This is a genomic window from Pseudomonas sp. 05L36, from assembly GCF_056398125.1.
In genome coordinates this window covers 1-17,109 of sequence record NZ_JBFTOU010000001.1, presented here as the reverse complement: position 1 = coordinate 17,109, position 17,109 = coordinate 1, and the positions used below count along the sequence as shown (strand labels likewise).

The 17,109-nt window shown below is 55.3% G+C and carries 18 protein-coding genes and 1 pseudogene; 7 read left to right on the top strand and 12 right to left on the bottom strand.

The window, feature by feature from the left end; all coding sequences use genetic code 11:
• Positions 1-227: 227 nt before the first annotated feature.
• Positions 228-1,655 carry a sensor domain-containing diguanylate cyclase gene (locus tag AC1DKH_RS00095; protein WP_477797081.1) on the bottom strand — a complete coding sequence of 476 codons (1,428 nt, stop codon included), beginning with the start codon at positions 1,653-1,655 and terminating at the stop codon, positions 228-230.
• A gap of 507 nt (positions 1,656-2,162) precedes the next feature.
• Here AC1DKH_RS00095 and AC1DKH_RS00090 point away from each other — a divergent pair.
• Positions 2,163-2,351: a CopG family transcriptional regulator gene (locus AC1DKH_RS00090; RefSeq protein ID WP_477757018.1), complete on the top strand. Its 189-nt coding sequence runs from the start codon at positions 2,163-2,165 to the stop codon at positions 2,349-2,351.
• 21 nt (positions 2,352-2,372) lie between these two features.
• On the opposite strand, the gene AC1DKH_RS00085 is transcribed toward AC1DKH_RS00090, so the two are convergent.
• Positions 2,373-4,034 (bottom strand): SulP family inorganic anion transporter, encoded by a 1,662-nt coding sequence (locus AC1DKH_RS00085; protein WP_477797080.1) that lies wholly within the window; start codon positions 4,032-4,034, stop codon positions 2,373-2,375.
• 175 nt (positions 4,035-4,209) lie between these two features.
• Between AC1DKH_RS00085 and AC1DKH_RS00080 the strand changes: the two genes are divergently transcribed.
• The 4 genes from AC1DKH_RS00080 (at position 4,210) to AC1DKH_RS00065 (ending at position 7,514) form a co-directional block, all read left to right on the top strand.
• A complete protein-coding gene (locus tag AC1DKH_RS00080; protein WP_046043128.1) occupies positions 4,210-4,440 on the top strand; it encodes a hypothetical protein in 231 nt (76 codons plus the stop codon).
• A gap of 243 nt (positions 4,441-4,683) precedes the next feature.
• Positions 4,684-5,628, top strand: coding sequence for a chromate resistance protein ChrB domain-containing protein (locus AC1DKH_RS00075; RefSeq protein ID WP_477797079.1), 945 nt, complete (start codon positions 4,684-4,686; stop codon positions 5,626-5,628).
• The gene (chrA, locus tag AC1DKH_RS00070; protein WP_477760238.1) at positions 5,621-6,979 is read left to right on the top strand and encodes a chromate efflux transporter; all 1,359 of its coding nucleotides are present in this window, start codon (positions 5,621-5,623) and stop codon (positions 6,977-6,979) included. The genes AC1DKH_RS00075 and chrA overlap by 8 nt, the downstream gene beginning before the upstream one ends.
• 82 nt (positions 6,980-7,061) lie before the next feature.
• The gene (locus AC1DKH_RS00065; RefSeq protein WP_477760237.1) at positions 7,062-7,514 is read left to right on the top strand and encodes a chromate resistance protein ChrB domain-containing protein; all 453 of its coding nucleotides are present in this window, start codon (positions 7,062-7,064) and stop codon (positions 7,512-7,514) included.
• Positions 7,515-7,534: 20 nt separating this feature from the next.
• Here the strand turns inward: AC1DKH_RS00065 and AC1DKH_RS00060 are convergent, their stop codons facing one another.
• The 6 genes from AC1DKH_RS00060 to AC1DKH_RS00035 all read right to left on the bottom strand — a co-directional run bounded on the left by AC1DKH_RS00060 (position 7,535) and on the right by AC1DKH_RS00035 (position 12,382).
• Positions 7,535-8,743 (bottom strand): nickel/cobalt efflux transporter, encoded by a 1,209-nt coding sequence (locus AC1DKH_RS00060; RefSeq protein ID WP_477797078.1) that lies wholly within the window; start codon positions 8,741-8,743, stop codon positions 7,535-7,537.
• A gap of 7 nt (positions 8,744-8,750) precedes the next feature.
• On the bottom strand, positions 8,751-9,044 hold the full coding sequence (locus AC1DKH_RS00055) for a metal-sensing transcriptional repressor (RefSeq protein ID WP_477797077.1): 294 nt from the start codon (positions 9,042-9,044) through the stop codon (positions 8,751-8,753).
• Between the two features lie 276 nt (positions 9,045-9,320).
• Positions 9,321-10,052, bottom strand: a complete 732-nt coding sequence (locus tag AC1DKH_RS00050; protein ID WP_477756176.1) for an MBL fold metallo-hydrolase — start codon at positions 10,050-10,052, stop codon at positions 9,321-9,323.
• Between the two features lie 8 nt (positions 10,053-10,060).
• Positions 10,061-10,837 carry an amino acid ABC transporter ATP-binding protein gene (locus AC1DKH_RS00045; protein ID WP_477788131.1) on the bottom strand — a complete coding sequence of 259 codons (777 nt, stop codon included), beginning with the start codon at positions 10,835-10,837 and terminating at the stop codon, positions 10,061-10,063.
• 31 nt (positions 10,838-10,868) lie between these two features.
• Positions 10,869-11,549, bottom strand: a complete 681-nt coding sequence (locus tag AC1DKH_RS00040) for an amino acid ABC transporter permease (protein ID WP_477765053.1) — start codon at positions 11,547-11,549, stop codon at positions 10,869-10,871.
• 11 nt (positions 11,550-11,560) lie between these two features.
• Positions 11,561-12,382 (bottom strand): ABC transporter substrate-binding protein, encoded by an 822-nt coding sequence (locus tag AC1DKH_RS00035; protein ID WP_477756179.1) that lies wholly within the window; start codon positions 12,380-12,382, stop codon positions 11,561-11,563.
• A gap of 137 nt (positions 12,383-12,519) precedes the next feature.
• Between AC1DKH_RS00035 and AC1DKH_RS00030 the strand changes: the two genes are divergently transcribed.
• Positions 12,520-13,425, top strand: a complete 906-nt coding sequence (locus AC1DKH_RS00030; RefSeq protein ID WP_477760236.1) for a LysR substrate-binding domain-containing protein — start codon at positions 12,520-12,522, stop codon at positions 13,423-13,425.
• A 218-nt stretch (positions 13,426-13,643) separates the two neighbouring features.
• The gene (locus tag AC1DKH_RS00025) at positions 13,644-14,549 is read left to right on the top strand and encodes a LysR family transcriptional regulator (protein WP_477755691.1); all 906 of its coding nucleotides are present in this window, start codon (positions 13,644-13,646) and stop codon (positions 14,547-14,549) included.
• 8 nt (positions 14,550-14,557) lie between these two features.
• On the opposite strand, the gene AC1DKH_RS00020 is transcribed toward AC1DKH_RS00025, so the two are convergent.
• From AC1DKH_RS00020 to AC1DKH_RS00005, 4 genes and pseudogenes are all read right to left on the bottom strand, one after another.
• The gene (locus tag AC1DKH_RS00020; RefSeq protein WP_477755684.1) at positions 14,558-14,980 is read right to left on the bottom strand and encodes a VOC family protein; all 423 of its coding nucleotides are present in this window, start codon (positions 14,978-14,980) and stop codon (positions 14,558-14,560) included.
• Positions 14,981-15,049: 69 nt separating this feature from the next.
• Positions 15,050-15,769, bottom strand: coding sequence for a hypothetical protein (locus AC1DKH_RS00015; RefSeq protein ID WP_477797076.1), 720 nt, complete (start codon positions 15,767-15,769; stop codon positions 15,050-15,052).
• A 188-nt stretch (positions 15,770-15,957) separates the two neighbouring features.
• Positions 15,958-16,488 (bottom strand): DMT family transporter, encoded by a 531-nt coding sequence (locus tag AC1DKH_RS00010; RefSeq protein ID WP_477755686.1) that lies wholly within the window; start codon positions 16,486-16,488, stop codon positions 15,958-15,960.
• Between the two features lie 481 nt (positions 16,489-16,969).
• Positions 16,970-17,109, bottom strand: a pseudogene (locus AC1DKH_RS00005) (glutamine amidotransferase); the annotation flags it as partial.

Genomic DNA, 17,109 nt, shown 5'->3' with positions numbered 1-17,109 from the left:
GGCTAGGGACGGTCTTTCAGATCAAGGCCTCCCGCGGACTCAACGTACAACGAAATAATCATTCGATACAGGGCTTTTGAGCGTAGTTGTGTTTTTACACGCTCTCGGCCAAAAGCGGTCGTATGTTGTGAATGGTGCGCTCAGAATGTGGAGATCGAACAACGCCCGATGCTGTGACGCAAAGCTGGGTATCGGTGCCGACGCTTTCAGCGACGTCGAGATAATGGTCAGGGAAGAGGTTGGAGGCTGGTTTTGACGGTAGTGACCACACGGTTACGGCCTTCGTGTTTAGCGTGATACAGGCGTTGATCGGCTGTACGCAGAATTACCTCGATACTGTCGCCGTCGCGGCCAGATTGCGATACGCCGATGCTAACTGTGACCACGGTTGACCGCGGCAGGCCATGAGAAGAACTATTTGCAACGGTGCTTCGCAGACGCTCAGCGATTACGTGCGCGCCCTCAAGTGAAGTCTGAGGTAGCAGTATCATGAATTCTTCCCCGCCCACTCGGGCTACGCCGTCATATGGCCGGATCGAATCGAGGCATATCTCCACGAAACTCTTCAGGATGTCATCGCCAACCTGATGCCCGAAGCGATCGTTGATGGACTTGAAATTATCCAGATCGAGTGCCAACACGGAGAACGGCGCACCGCCGCGCGCGGTCCGGCCAATTTCGGCTTCGACTCGCTCCATGAACCGACGCCGATTATCAGCACCTGTCAGTGGGTCGGTCGCCGCAAGGTGCCCGAGTTCTTGATTGGTGCGCTGGAGTTCCTGCAGGGCGCTCTCGGTGTACGCCATCGCTTCGGCAAGACGCACCATTAACTCCTCTTGGCTGTAAATCTTCGAGAACGACCGCGTGGTGAGGAACGCTTGCACTACCCCATAGCTCAACATGAAGAATCCACCGGCGAAGATCGCATGAGCGAGCCACCACATATGGTTCCACGGACGTGCAAGGATGAAGGCGAAAGATGACAGCGCGAACGCGGTAACCGAGATGACAAAAATCATCATCAGCGGCGAACGGATACGGCGCAGCAGGAGCATTATTACGGTCAATGTGGAAAGAACGAGGGCACCCCCTTCCATCGAGAGGCGCACCGCGAGATTGCCGGCGATCGACGAGTACGCAACGTACGCCACTGCCACGTCAACCAGCAGGAACAGTCCTATCCAGGTCAACCACGGGCGGGCCTTCATTCGTTGGTCCGCGACATCTGGTGGGCGGTGGTACGACAGCATTCCAACTAACAGCAGAATCGACATGACCAGTCGAGAGGCCGGTCCATAGAGCAGGAAGAGCCAGATATTGTGGTGCGCTTGCCCAGTGAACGCACCATGCAACGCGTAGATCAGTACAAAACCGAGAAAACCAAGCGTCATCCATCGCAGCAGCGGATCTCCCGATGACTGATAGCAGCGCCACGTTACGTAAGTAACAAACAAGCCTGCCAAGGTGGCTGTCGTGATCGCAACGATATGGAACAGGTGATTCTCGAATGTAAGGCTGGGGTCTTGAAAGAAGTATAAGTAGCCAATCAGATAGGCCGGAACCAACGCAAATCCCGCGAGCACCAAGTAGGCGTAAATCTTGACTATGAGGCGAACGGCTTCAGGTGGCTCGCCGGTGGCGATGAGATTGCTCATGGCTCCCTCCAATTTTAAATCCATTTAGCCAACACCGGTCCGGTGTTGGAGGCGCCTACATGCCAACGGTCCCTCGCATCATTACGCAGATATGGGATGGACCGACCTATGGAATTTCAATTTTAGACTCCTTACCAACTTCTGCTGCACAAGCAGGTAAAAATGTTCACGCGAACGCAATCATCTAACAACGAATGTCTCGTTATTCTCATCGGCCAAGGGTTAGCTGTCCTTCCTGAAAATCAGGTGGACACCATCCCTGGACTAGCGGAGTCAGCCAGATGACTTTGCCGGACGCGTACAGTTAATTGCCCCAGTCTCCCTAGCCATAAGGCAGGGGATGGGGATTATCCACGCTGAGTCGAAGCAGCTCCGACTCATCACCCACCGTGAGAGCCAAATCTTTTCTTGTGGGTAAAGTCGAAGTAACGAGCAGCACAGTGACAGCACGGGACAAGGCAATTACAATTTGATTAACATCTAGCGACTTGAGCGATTGAATACCCTATGGAAAGCAAGACTGCGCGCCTCACTGTGCTCATTGATCCCGTCAAGAAAAAAGCCTTCGAGGAACTCTGTGCAGCACAAGACCTGACACCTTCGCAGGTTGTCCGTCAACTGATTCGTGACTACCTGGACACCCACGGTGCCAGCTATTCGACCAAAAGTAAGCATGCCGCCACTACCAAGTCATAACCTGATACGGGCGGTAAGCCCCTAGAGGGTCGACGGGCCCTCTGCAATACTGACCGCTTTAGCCAGCGCGGTGTTGAAGTCGGCGTGGTAATGCTCCGTGCCGATTTCTTGCAAGATACCTACCCTATCGAGCTTGTGGAGCACCTTCGTGTTCGCTTCGCAGAGTTTCACCACGATGTTGCGTTTGTGCAGTTGCTGAATGACCTCCTCCAGCACCTGCAAGCCAGTGATATCCATAAACGGTACACGCTTCAAGCGAATAATCAGCAGACGTGGATCGGTATGGGTCTGTGCCAAGACTCGCTCGAAGGTCTCAACCGCGCCAAAGAACAATGGCCCTTCAATCGTATAAATCAATGTCCCTGGCGGCAGGCGAGTGTGGCCATTGGCCCTCAGCTCTTCTTCAAGCTCGTGCTCGATTACCTGTTGCACCTCCACAGATGAAGCCATGCGGCGCATGAAGTGCAGCATCGCAAGAATGACGCCGATATTCACGGCGATCACCAGGTCACTGAACACTGTGAGGCTGAAAGTGATGAGCAGAATAGCTACGTCTGCGCGTGGAGCCCGCTGGACCATGCGTTTGAAGTGCTTCAACTCGCTCATGTTGTACGCGACCACGAAAAGAATGGCGGCCAGGGCGCACAGTGGAATGTTTGAGGCCAGAGGTGCCAGAAACAGAATAATAAGCACCAAGGTGACCGCGTGCGTAATGCCGGCCAGCGGGCTCGTGCCGCCGTTACGGATATTGGTTGCAGTACGGGCAATGGCTCCGGTAGCTGCGAAACCGCCAAACAATGGCGTGACCAGATTAGCCACTCCCTGACCGATCAGTTCCTGATTGGAATCGTGCTTGGTGCCCGCCATGCCATCGGCCACCATTGCGGACAGCAGCGATTCGATTGCTCCAAGCATGGCGATAGTGAACGCCGGACCAATCAAATCGATGACGCGAGACAACGTGATTTCAGGCAGGCTCAACGCTGGAAGGCCTTGAGGTATGCCCCCAAATGCACTGCCAATCGTGGCTACCCCCTCGAAATGAAAGGTTGACTGTATCGCTGTAGCTACTGCCATTGCGACTAATGGGCCAGGTACCCGTTTGAGTCCGGGAATTCTGGACGCGGTTGTGACCAGCAAAAGACTAAGTACCGCCAGCAGGGTCGTGGCCATGTGAAGATCCGGGAGCGCCTGGAGCAAATGCCAGATCTTTTCATGGAAATGCACTCCACTGATCTTCGGTAAACCGAAAAAGTCTTTCCACTGTCCGACCCAGATGATCACGCCGATGCCCGCAGTGAATCCGACTATCACCGGGTCAGGGATAAACTTGATGATTGCACCGAGGCGGGCCATCCCCAGCAATAACAACATGACCCCCGCCATCATCGTGGCGATTTGCAGACCGTCAACACCATGCTTGGCCGTGACCCCCGCCAGAATCACAATGAACGCACCTGTCGGCCCGGCAATCTGCAAGCGGCTTCCGCCAAAGAGTGAAACCAGCAGACCACCGATGATTGCGGTGTAGATGCCTTGCTCAGGTTTGACGCCAGATGCAATGGCAAACGCCATTGCAAGGGGGAGCGCCACGACCCCGACGATCACGCCAGACACCAAATTGCGGAGCCAATGCTCTCGCCCCAACAACCCCGCCTTCCATGCCTCACCTATTGCAATCATGGCTAGCTCCTCAGTGGATGCATGTGCATAATATTAACATACAGTGATAATTGAAATGCCCTTGATCCACCGCTTCGTGCGGCTGGAGATGTTTATAGTGAAAGTTCAGATGGAGCTGGGCGGGCATGCACTGCAAATAGAGAATCTTGAGAGCGCGCGTAGCGTGGTGACTGACATGAATCGTAAAACTGTGAAAAGCAAACACGCCGAAGGCGTGACCTTTGACACCCATGTGATCGCGAATCCAACCAACCCCAAGGAGTGGATCGTGTTCTTCAAGAAGGACGCCGGGAGAAGTTATTTCCTGGTTGATGACAACGAGGAAGTCGAGTCTTTCGGGCATCTGGATGACCTGATCGCCGAGCTTCGAGACTTGGGCCTCAAGACCGCTGAAATCCATTTCTAAAAATCAATGCCTTTCTGGTAGTGCCCATATCGCACACCCTGCTTACTCCCGTCTCAAGCCAATTCGCCAAAATTTCCGTCATGAAGGCAATGCTGTTCAGTTAAGGAAATTGTAGGAGCGAGCTTGCTCCTACAGAGGACCACATTCGCTTAACTGAACAGCATTACGTCATGAAGGGGGCTTTTCGACCGCCCGAATCAGCGCTACTGTAAACATCACTACAAAAAAACTAGCGAGCTCTACATGTTAAACTGGCTAGCGTTGATTCTTGGCTTACCGACAGCGAATGCCACCGAGCGCATGCGCGCTTGGCGTGCACTGAAAGCTGCTGGTGCGGCGGTTCTGCGTGATGGTGCCTATCTGCTGCCTGATACCGGTGTCTGTCGTGAAGCGCTCGCAGCTGTCGAACGGGACATCCTGGCCATCAATGGCACCGCATTTGTCCTGCCTGTCATGGATCCTGACGGTGAGCGTTTTGTCGGGTTGTTCGACCGCAGCGAGGACTACGGCAAGCTACACGCAGAGATCGAAGAATGCCGTGGGCAGCTCAATCCTGAAAACGCATTGGCCCTCACGAAACAGGTTCGCAAACTGCGTAAAACCTACGACCTGCTGACCAACATCGATTACTTCCCAGGCAAACCGAAGCAACAAATCGACGCTGCTTTGCAGGAGTTGGAGACAGCAGTCAGCAGAGTCCTGTCCCCAGACGAACCGCACAGCCACAACATACCCATAACGGTGCTCAACCGTGACGACTTTCAGGGGCGACTCTGGGCAACCCGCAAGCGTCCTTGGGTTGACCGCCTGGCTTGTGCCTGGCTGATCCGTCGCTTCATTGACCCCAATGCTCAGATCCTCTGGCTGGACACGCCACAGGACTGTCCGGCCGATGCGTTGGGCTTCGATTTCGATGAGGCGACTTTCAGTCATGTCGGCAACCGCGTGAGCTTCGAAACCCTGCAAGCCAGTTTTGAGCTTCAAGAGTCCGGTCTGAACCGCATTGCGGCCCTGGTGCACTACCTCGATATCGGAGGCATTCAGCCGGTGGAGGCTGCCGGTGTCGAGCGTGTGCTGGCAGGACTGCGCGAAACCATTACCCACGACGACCATTTGCTGGTCGCTGCGAGCGGCATTTTCGACGGTCTGCTCGCCGGGTTTGTGAAAGAGGAACAACCCAATGAGTAAGGATTTGGCACCAATGGTTGAAGAAGAGCTGTTGAGGCCGGAAGCGATCAGTTTGCGTGAAGCGTTCCGGTTCTGGTTGAAGCTCGGCTTCATCAGCTTCGGCGGGCCTGCGGGACAGATCTCGATCATGCATCAGGAGTTGGTAGAGCGGCGGCGCTGGATATCCGAGCGCAGATTCCTGCATGCCCTCAACTACTGCATGTTGCTCCCTGGGCCAGAGGCTCAGCAGTTGGCAACCTATATCGGCTGGCTGATGCATCGAACTTGGGGCGGGGTGATTGCGGGCGTGCTGTTTGTGCTGCCCTCTTTGTTCATCCTGATCGCTTTGTCGTGGATGTACATCGCCTTCGGCGAAGTGCCTGTGGTTGCGGGGCTCTTCTATGGCATCAAGCCCGCCGTGACCGCCATCGTCGTGCAGGCGGCCCATCGAATAGGCTCTCGGGCATTGAAGAACAATTGGCTATGGGCGATAGCGGCAGCCTCATTCACCGCAATCTTCGCGTTCAATGTGCCGTTCCCTTTGATCGTTCTGGGTGCCGCACTGATCGGTTATGTCGGTGGACGCCTGGCACCCGAAAAATTCAGAGCCGGGGGCCATAGCGCCGCAAAAAAATCCTTCGGCCCGGCCTTGATCGATGACGACACTCCGTCCCCGGAGCATGCCCGGTTCAGCTGGTTGAAATTGGCATCGCTCGCACTGATTGGCGCCGCACTATGGGCATTGCCGATGGGGATTTTGACCGCACTCTTTGGCTGGGAAGGCACTTTGACCCAGATGGGCTGGTTCTTTACCAAAGCGGCGCTGCTGACGTTTGGCGGGGCCTACGCGGTACTCCCATATGTGTACCAAGGCGCGGTTGGTCACTATGGCTGGCTAACCCCGACACAAATGATCGACGGATTGGCGTTAGGCGAAACCACACCAGGGCCGCTGATCATGGTGGTGGCCTTCGTCGGCTTTGTCGGGGCCTATGTCTCGCAAGTGTTCGGTGCCGATCAAATGTTTCTGGCTGGGGCTGTCGCCGCCTCCCTGGTGACATGGTTCACCTTCCTGCCCTCGTTCCTGTTCATCCTCGCGGGTGGCCCGCTGGTGGAGTCGACCCACAACGAACTCAAGTTCACGGCACCGCTAACTGCCATTACAGCGGCAGTCGTCGGCGTGATCCTCAATCTGGCGTGTTTCTTCGGTTATCACGTGCTATGGCCGAAGGGCTTCAGCGGCAACCTCGATTGGCCCTCAGCCCTGATCGCCATTGCAGCGGCAATTGCCTTGTTCCGCTTCAAGCGGGGCGTTATTCAGGTGCTGATGACCTGCGCACTCGTCGGCTTGGCAGTGCATCTGTTGCGCTGAAAACACGAGCTGGTTAACAGTCTATGGCGGGCACCGGGCTCGCCAGATCACCCAGCCTACCGAGCTAGGCAGGAGGTGTTCCATGAGGTGGATTACCCGTGAACGACCCAAGATCGACCGCATCGCCTGTCCTTGGTTGATCGCTCGTTTTATCGATCCGCAACCCGAGTTTTTGTATGTGCCCAGCGCTGATGTGCTGCGCATAGCCGCAGAGAAAGATGCTGCACCTTACGACATTCCCGGCGTTGAGCTGACCCATGAGGGCGAGCTGTGCAGCTTCGATGCATTTCTAAAGAAGTACCGGCTCAGTGAACCCGCCTTGCAGCATCTGGCCAGGATCGTGCGCGGCGCTGATACCTCTCGCCTGGATCTAACGCCGCAATCGGCCGGGTTGTACGCCATCTCACTGGGACTGTCGAAGTGCTTTGCGAATGACCATGAGATGCTGGTACACGGCCTGATCCTGTATGACGCACTCTACGCATGGTGCAAGGAATGCCAAGGTGAAACGCATAACTGGCCTGCGCAAATGTGAAGAGTCCCGGTTACACAGCGTTATGCGGTCAGGCCGATCCAGCCATGGAAGCCTACGTACAGACCTACACCGATGATCAACACGCTCGACAGGTATGGCGCTCGACGAGCCACGGAGCCCAGCCATGGCCAGCGATTGGACGCCTGTTTAGCGCCAATGGCCGCCGCCACTCCCACCGCCACCAAGGTAATCGCCAAGCCAATGCTGAAGCACAGAACCAGCATCCCACCCAGCGCCACTTCTTTAACCTGTAGGCACAGCAGCAGTACGGTGATGGCCGCAGGGCACGGAATCAAACCGCCTGTAAGACCGAACATGACGATCTGGCCTGTGGTGACCTCACGGTTGGTAAAGCGCTTGCGGATGTCGTTGGCATGCGCACGTTCATGCGCATCCTGATAGCCATCAATCGACAACTCCAGGCCTTCCGGTCCGGAAGGCGCATGCCCGTGATCATGCTCCTGATACTCCAGATCGTAATCATGGGAATGCCCCGCATGCCCAAGGCTCAAGCGAGCACTGAATTCATGCGGCTCCGGGATATCGACTGCCGACTCCAGGAAGCCTTCGCGCTCGACAAAAGAGAAGGATTGCGTGCTGCCGTCTGGACGAGTCGTCATCAGGCGAACATCTGAGGCAGCCCAGGCATGTCCGGTCAATGTTTTCAGGCGCCAATGCGGTGGCATGTCTACTTCGAATATCGACAGTTCGACACGGCCATGGCCGGTATCGATTCGGTGGGTTTCATCATGATGGTCATGGTCATGGTCATGGTCATGGTCATGGTCATGGTCATGGTCATGGTCATGGTCATGGTCATGGTCATGGTCATGGTCATGTTCGCCGTGGTGGTGGTCATCACCTTGCTCGAACTTGAACATCTGCTCACCGCGCCAGGTACGCCACAGCATCCAAAGCGCAATCACGATGATCAGTGCGCAGGACGCCATCTGGAAGTACGGCTCAGTGGTTTGAGCGTCGAGGCCTTGGCCCAGGTACATGCCGCCGATGGCGACCAACCAGACCACTGCGGTGTGCGACAGCGTCGCGGCCAAGCCCAACAGAACGGCCTGTTTGACCGAGCCACGGATGGCCACGATAAAGGCCGCCATCATGGTTTTTGAATGGCCTGGTTCCAGGCCATGCAAGGCACCGAGCAGAATGGCGCTCGGGAAATACAGCCAGGCGTGAGCCCCGCCTTGTTGCAGCAGTTCAGCGAAATTGGGCATGTCAGACCTAGAGGTACTTGGTGATTTGCTTGAAGGCTTCCAGTGGTGCGCGCTCGCCAGTGTTCAACGCCGAGACAGTGTCCTCCAGGCAGTGATCAATGTGATCCTGTATGAGCGTGCGCTTGGCTTGGCACACCGCTTTTTCAACAGCATGCAGCTGCTGGGCAATGTCTACGCACTCACGCCCCTCTTCGATCATGGTGATGATTGCGCGTAAATGGCCGTCTGCCCGCTTGAGGCGTTTGATGATCGCCTCATGACTTTGGTGGACGTGTGGGTGCGCGTGTTCGTGCTCACTCATGATTTGAGTCTTCGAGATTAGAGAATTACGCGAATCTTATCCCCCCTGGGGGGATACAAGCAATCTAGAATCCGTCTGCACCTGGGTATAGATCCGGGCGGTCAATTTCTGGCTACTGCGACAGGCAGTTATAGCTCGGTTTCAGCCCATCGCAACAGGCGACAATCAGCCAGAAGCTGCCCTTCATGAACGGCAGCAATGGCCAAAAGTGGGCAATCGTTTACGGTGAAACGATGCTCCAGACGGATATAACACTCTATTCGATAACCCGCCCGATCAGATCGTTGCCTTGGCTGATGTGCCGTGAAGATATTGCCTCGCAATAGCCTTCATCTGCTCGGAGGACATGACTGCGCCATGTCCTCCGTGAATGCACTGCACCTCCAGATCGATCAAGCGTTGCATCGTCTGACGGTAAAGAGCCTGGTTCGAGCAGGGCAGGTTATCGACCAATCCACCGATGTAGATGACATCACCACTGAAAAGCACACCTGCAGATTCGTCGAGTAGGCCGATGGAGCCATGAGAGTGACCGGGTAAATGAAGTACCCGTAGCTGTTTGTCTCCCAGATCGATGATGTCTCCCTCCTCTACGGTCTGGGTCAATGGAGCCGGCCTGATGCAGTAGTGCTCCGGCGACCAGTTCAGGCAAGGAGATTGCGTCACTGCGCCCGGCAAGCTGCGAAACACATGAGCCAAGGTGTCCTGATCAACCATGCGGGCAAAATCTTCCGCCTCAGCTGGGTGCCCGAGTCGTGTTTCGAACTCATGGAAACCGCCGACATGGTCGGCATGAATATGGGTCGCCACCGCAATAAGCCGCTTACCTTCTTCTAGAGCCAGGGCTGGTCGTAACGGAACCAACCCCATGCCGAAATCAATCACCAGATCGGCATCGCGCCCTCGCACGTGAAAGAGGTTGGCGGCAAAGTAGCGGTGCACATAAGGCTCGCTCAAGCACGTGATGCCATCGCCCAGGTCCTGCCTTTCGTACCATTCATCCCTCATGGAGCACCTCAATGCAGAAGCTGGCCAAGAAAGCGCTGGGTTCGTTCGTGGCTCGGCTGGGTAAATATTTGATCAGGCGAACCACACTCGACGATTTGACCTGCATCCATGAAGACAACTTTGTCAGCCACCTTGCGAGCAAAGCCCATTTCGTGGGTAACACACACCATGGTCATCCCCTCTTCCGCCAGTTGAACCATGGTGTCGAGCACCTCTTTGATCATCTCCGGGTCCAGCGCTGAGGTTGGTTCATCGAACAGCATCACTCGGGGGTTCATGCACAAGGCTCGTGCAATGGCAACTCGCTGCTGTTGGCCTCCCGACAGTTTGGCGGGATAGCAGTGGGCTTTGTCCGGGATGCGTACCCGCTCCAGGTAATGCATGGCCAGTTCCTCTGCTTCTCGACGAGGCATTTTGCGTACCCAACGTGGAGCCAGGGTGCAGTTTTCAAGAATAGTGAGGTGAGGAAATAGATTGAAATGCTGAAACACCATACCCACTTCACTACGCACCCGGTCGATGCGTTTGAGCTGACCGGTAAGTTCCACGCCGTCGACGACGATGCGTCCTTCCTGGTGTTCCTCCAGGCGATTGATGCAGCGAATCAGGCTGGACTTGCCAGAACCGGAGGGCCCGCAAATGACCACCCGTTCGCCCTGCTGGACATCCAGATCAACATTTTTCAGTACTTGGAACGTCCCGTACCATTTGCCAAGCCCCCGAATTTCCACCGCAGTTGGCTGAGTCTTGGCAAGCGCGACTGGCGTATCAATGGACAGTTTCATGGTGTCTCCTGTTTTGCCCGGAAAACCGCCCTTAGCGGTAGCCATTGGAAAGAACGCGCTCGACGCGCATCTGCAAGCCCGTCAATACCGAGACCAGCAACATGTAGTAAACCAACGCAGCGCTGTACCACTCCAGGAACTGAAAACTCGTGGCAATTGCAAACTGGGTGGTGGTCATCAATTCATTCAAAGAGATGATGGTCGCCAGGGAAGTCGCCTTGAGCAGCGAGATGAACTCGTTAACCAAAGCAGGTAGCGCAATACGTAAGGCTTGCGGCAACACCACCAGCATGAACACTTGCCATCGATGCAGGCCCAATGCCGCTGCGCCTTCGCGCTGGCCGCTGCTCACCGCAGCAAATGCACTGCGAAATATCTCGGTCAGATAGGCGATCTGTATCAGCGTCAGAGCAATGAATGCCGCCAGAAAAGGCGTGAACCAGCCACCACGAAAACTGGGGAACAGTTGCGGTAGCCCATTCCAGATAAACAGCAAGACCAGCAACGCCGGGGCACCACGGAACAACCACACATAACTGGCCATCGACCAGCGCACGCCGCGCCGCGACGAAGTTGCACAGGAGCCGGTGAACAGCGAAACACCCATCGACAACGCCATCACACCAACCGACAACACAAGGGTCAGCAACGCCCCTTTAGCCAGCGGCCAGCCGAATACGGCGTCCAGGAATAACGAAGAATCAAACACCATGACGCTCACCCTTACTGCTGAGCCAATTGGACGTCTGTCGACTGGGTTGGCAGATTCCACTTGGCGAGCAGCGTTTTCAGTTCACCACTTTGCTGCAAGGCACCCAGCGCATTGTTGAGTTGTTGCAAATCGGCAGTGTTCTTGCGCAGGTAAAGTCCAAACAGGTCAGCGTCTGGATAGGTGTAGGTAATCTGTAGTTGCCCAGGTACCTGGGTACTGCGATAAGCCGCCGTTGTATCCTGGGTGATCGTCGCGGTTGCTCGCCCTACGAGAACCTGCTGGATGACCGCCGAAGCCGACGGGTACGTCTGCATGCTGATGGGCTTGCGACCGTTTTCTACCAGCTGTTTGTTGAGAGCCTTTACCGTGTCCTCGTAGGTGGTGCCCGCCTCGATAGCGATCACCTTGCCGCTCAGATCTTCCGGTTTGCGGGTTTGCTCATCCCGTGCCGACGTCACCATGACCTTGGACGATTTGAAATAGCCAACACCGTCGTAGCGCTTCAAACGTTCGCTGGTAAGGGTCATGCCGCTGGCAACGACATCACAACGTTCTGAGTCGAGAGACGGCAACAGACCTTTGAAATCGCCCACAACCAACTGGAGTTTTACGCCCCAGTGTTTGGCCAGCGCAGCCATGACATCCACCTCAAAACCAACCATCTGGGTGTCGCCGGGCTTGGCGTAGAACTCCATCGGTGGAAACTCGCCGGCCGTACAGACTTTTAATGTGTCGCCCTGAGCGAACGAAGGTTTCGTGCTGCTCAGATCAGCTGCAACGGCCAAGCTGCTGGCCATACCCAAACCCAGAAAAATTGCGGCTACTTGTCTCATGACATTTCTCTTGTTGTTTTGGTGGTTTAGAGGAGGAATGCGGTAACGCAGGGCAATGGTGCTGGCGACAAAGAGGGCAAACAAGCTAAACTTTTTATAGGGTTATTCTTTAGAAAAACTGAAATATAGGCACGGCAATGGCGCTCCCACCTCTCCATAGTTTTCGGGTATTCGAATGTGTCGCACGACTGGGGAATATTGCCGCGGCGGCGGTGGAGTTACATGTCACCACGGGCGCAATCAGTCAGCAGCTTCGGGTTCTGCAAAGTGGGCTGGGTAAGGAGTTATTCGAGAAGCAAGGTCGACGACTGGTCCTGACCGACAATGGCCGTCTCTTGCAACATCGGGTAGCCAACGCGATTTGCGAAATCCAGGATGGGGTGCGACAGCTGTCCAGTGAACATGAGGGAGAACGGCAGAAAATCGAATTGACGCTTTCTATTCCCAGCGTGCATGGCGTCACTTGGCTTGCCACACGGCTTTTCGCGTTCATGGATGACAATCCGCACATCAAGTTGAATGTCATCACCGCAAGTTACTTCAATACAGTTGATTGGCGACGAGCCGATCTGGCCGTGATTTACGGCGTCCCTCCCTGGCCTGGCTTCTGGTGGCGATTACTGCACGGCATCCGCATGACACCCGTATGTAGCCCCCAACTATTGCGCGGCCCCAAGGCCATTCGAAGCGTGTCCGACCTGGCTCATTATCGATTGCTTCATGAAGACGATGGCGCCCAGTGGCGACGCTGGCTGTCCGAGGCACGCTTTGGACAATCGAGTGACTCGGATATTTACTTCGATGATTTCGGCATGGTTCTGCAAGCTGCTCGCGATGGGTACGGCGTGGCACTCAGCGACGAGGTTGTGTCCGCCCGCGATCTGGATGAAGGCCGACTGGTACAGCCTCTCGCCCTTGCCGTGCCAGCTTTGCAGAACTATTACTGCGTGTGCAGCGAAGGTAATCGCGATCGTGAGGAAGTGAGCAATTTCATCGAGTGGTTGATTGCGCAATCGCGACTACCTGTTACGCCCCAGGTGTAAATTGCTTTTCGTAGGGAGTCGGATCATACGACAGCATGACGGCTTCAACCCGCTGACTTCGAGTGTGACCGTCCGCTTTGGGATGTGGATTGAACCAGTCAAGGCAACAATTTCGGTATTGCTCCAGGAGTCGTCACCCTGCTCCGGTAGAGTGATCTGTCATCGCTTACGACAGTTTGGTACGCTGTCCTGACGCACCTGACAGATTCGAGCCCATGCTGGAAGAGCTACGAAGAATCGACCTAAATCTATTGCTGACCCTTCATGCATTGTTGTTGGAGCGGCACGTGACTCGGGCATCGGTTCGACTGCATAAGAGCCAGCCAGCTGTCAGCCATGCCCTGGCTCAACTTCGAGCGCACTTTGACGATCAATTGCTGATTCGTCGCGAAGGGCAATTGGTGCTCACCGCCAGAGCTCAAAGCTTGCTAGGGCCTCTTGAACAGGCGTTAAGGCACCTCAATGACTTGCTGGGGGCTTCTGACTTCGACCCCAGCAGCTCTCAAGCACGGTTCCGGCTATCGCTGTCCGACTATGCCACTCGCCGGGTACTGCCTGGCTTGGTACGGCATGTTCGCAATGTAGCGCCTGGAGTGGATCTGGCTGTCAGCCAAGCGAGTCGTGAAACCATGATGGCCCAATTAGCTGATGGTGAGCTCGATGTGGCGCTTGGTATCTTTCCGGAGTATCCGGATGGCATCCATGTGCAGGAGCTTTTCCCGGAGCATTTTGTCAGCCTCGCCGACGAAAGCGCCCTACCGGAATGTGGCTGCCTGACGCTAGAGGAATGGCTGGAGCGTCCGCATGTGATGCTTGCCCTTCGGCCTGATGCGAATGACGAGATCGAAAGAGTGCTGGCAAGCATGGGACTGCGTCGAAGAATCGCTGTGGCACTTCCTCATTGGAGCGCCGCAATCGAGCTCATTGCCGGCACAGACCTTATCCTGACCGTTGCGAGCTGGGCCGTCAGTGGGCTCGACAGATATCCAACGCTCCGAACGTTCGATGCTCCTCTAGATCTTCCCGTCCTGTCCTATCAACAAGCATGGCATGCCCGTAAAGACGCAGACCCTGCCAACAGGTGGATCAGGGAAGCAATCTTGAAGTGCAGCCAGAGCACCTGAATCTTGACTTAAGCAGCTCCCGACTCAGCGGGGCCTTTGAGCTCAACCTGATTACCGTCAGGATCGAAGCAGTAAATCGATAGACCAACGCCTTCGGCCCCGTACCTAGTCACCGCCTTATCAGCAACGATGTCAAAAGCTTGCAAGTGGGCAAGGATCGCCTGCTCATCGAAGGGTTCGACTCGAAGGCAGAAATGATCGACATTACGTCGTTCTTTCCCTGGCGCCCCGCCGCCCATGGCACCCAAGGGGCCATTAACGTCCACCAGATCGATCATCGAGCTTCCCGCTGTAAGGTGGATCATGGCGTACTGGTCATTGCGCTTCTTAATTGAGCATCCGAGAACCTGGGTATAGAAATCGACACTCCGCTCCATGTCCTCAACTCGCAGGACAACGTGGTCGATGTGCTGAACTTTGAAAATAGACATTCAATCGTCTCCTGAGGCAGAAAGCGAACCTCCGTTGCCAAATGGTACGGAGGCTCGTGAGCGTTAGACTTAGTGAATCTTGTCGAACAGAGTTGGCATGTCGCCGGAGAAGTCCACCCAGGGATTGGTGTTCAACAGATACGCATGGGGCGCAGTAGGCTCATCGTAGTGGACTACGAACTCTTCGGGGCCGTGAGCATATGCCACGATCAAGCCCTGTTTCGCATCCATGTATCCGGCGTGAATGCCCATGCCTGGATAACTCAAGCGAATCGCTATTTCCTCACTGGCTGGGCCAACGGTGAGCCGTACTACAACTCCTTCGGGCAGCGCGAACATCCAGGTGAAGGGGCCGCCCGATACGACGGTCATCACTTCATCGATACCTACACCGTTCTCGGCCATGTTGACGTGGAAGCGACCGAAGCTCTCCAGAACGCCGGCACGGTGTTCGTCAGGGATGGCCAGCATGTCATAGACCTTGGGATAGGGGGCAACGCCAGGCTGATGGGTGGAAAGAAGGCCGCCACGTGGCGTCTCGGGCACACGGCCAGCCAGTTCGATCTGCTCAAGCAACTCTGCGCGGTTCAGGCTGAAGAGCCTGATCAGTTCTTCTTGCTCGGCCTCGGTGACAGTGCGGGACTGCGATGCTTTCAAAATGGGTTTGGCTGCGTCCGGAATGCTCACGGTGCTTGCACGAACACCTACGCTCCGAAGCACGGCGTTTACTTCTTCAAGGCCAACAGCGTTCGGACGGCCATCACTGAATTGCAGTTTCACGATATTCATAAATAACACTCCGATCTTTCTACGAAAATATAGTGCTGAACTTCCGTTCATATGCACCTCATGTCAGCCGAGAAAGATTTCTCGGCTATTCGCACACAAGCCGCGTGCGTTGGTTCGACTAGAGGGTCGACCTGAATAAAAAGGGCTGGCTACCAAGAGCGACCACCAGCCGAAAGGGAGGCTCTGGTTTATTTGAGGTTCGCGTTGACCGTTGCGGTCTGAATCAACTTTCCGGAATTAGCGGGCTCTTTGTTTGAGCCCACTTGAACCACGATCAATCCGAAGAAGATGATCAGCACCCCTGCAACCCGAACCAAGTTGATTGGCTTCGCGGTCAGGCCGAGGAGGCCAAAGTGATCGATTAGCATCGCGGCTATGACCTGACCCACCATCACGAACAAGATGTAGTTCGAAGCGCCAAGCTTTGGGGGCAGGAAGGTGGCCATTGCGACGTAAATGGCCCCGCTGAATCCGCCTATCCAGAGCCACCAAGGCCCCTGCAACGCTCCCGCAATGTTTGGCTGCGGTATGCGAAGAACCACGATGGTGGCGATCAGCACAGCTGAGCTGACGATCAGCGAAGTAAGGGCAGCCCAGAGTGGATGACCGAGCTCGCGGCCAAGGGCGCCATTGCTGGAGGCTTGTAAAGGAATCAAGGCGCCGGCAATCAGAGCCAGGCCCATTGGAACAGTTGCAAGAATCGAGATCTTCCCAAACATGACCGTAACCTCTCGTGTTTCGGTGTGGATGGGGAGATATTGATGTATGGGTATTATGAATGGAAATCGACAATACGCACACGTCATATTCGCCTGACGAATGCATCGCGTTAAGTACGTGCCTAGGTGGGCAAGCTTCTCCTCATGCCAATTTTGGTTAAGCGGGTATCGCTTGGTTGATGTCATTCCAGTGATACCTACTGAGACAGGGTCAGTACGTAACGGTGCCCGTTTCTATTCCAGCACTGTGTCTTCTGGCTTCAACATCTACGACAACAAGGAAAAGTGTCGCCTTTCTGCCAGTGATCCCACATCAGTTTTTTCTGGCTTTCGGTGTAATAGATCCGAGGTCTCTGCTTCATCTGCAACACTCCTTCTGCTTACACAGAATTTAGTTGTGTTGCATCGACCGGTTGAATCCACAGCCAAAAGCAGCCACTCGAACACATCACCTGATCGGCTGTTTTGCAGCACGACGTGGTCACCGATGTTCCGCTGCCAACATTGACCTGAACTGAGAAATGATCTCTGAAGATAGCCCGGCACCTTCGAACACTGCGCAGGTGAAGCTAACGGGTGCAGGGCCTGGAGCAGTTATGATGCGGTCTGCAACCACAGCTA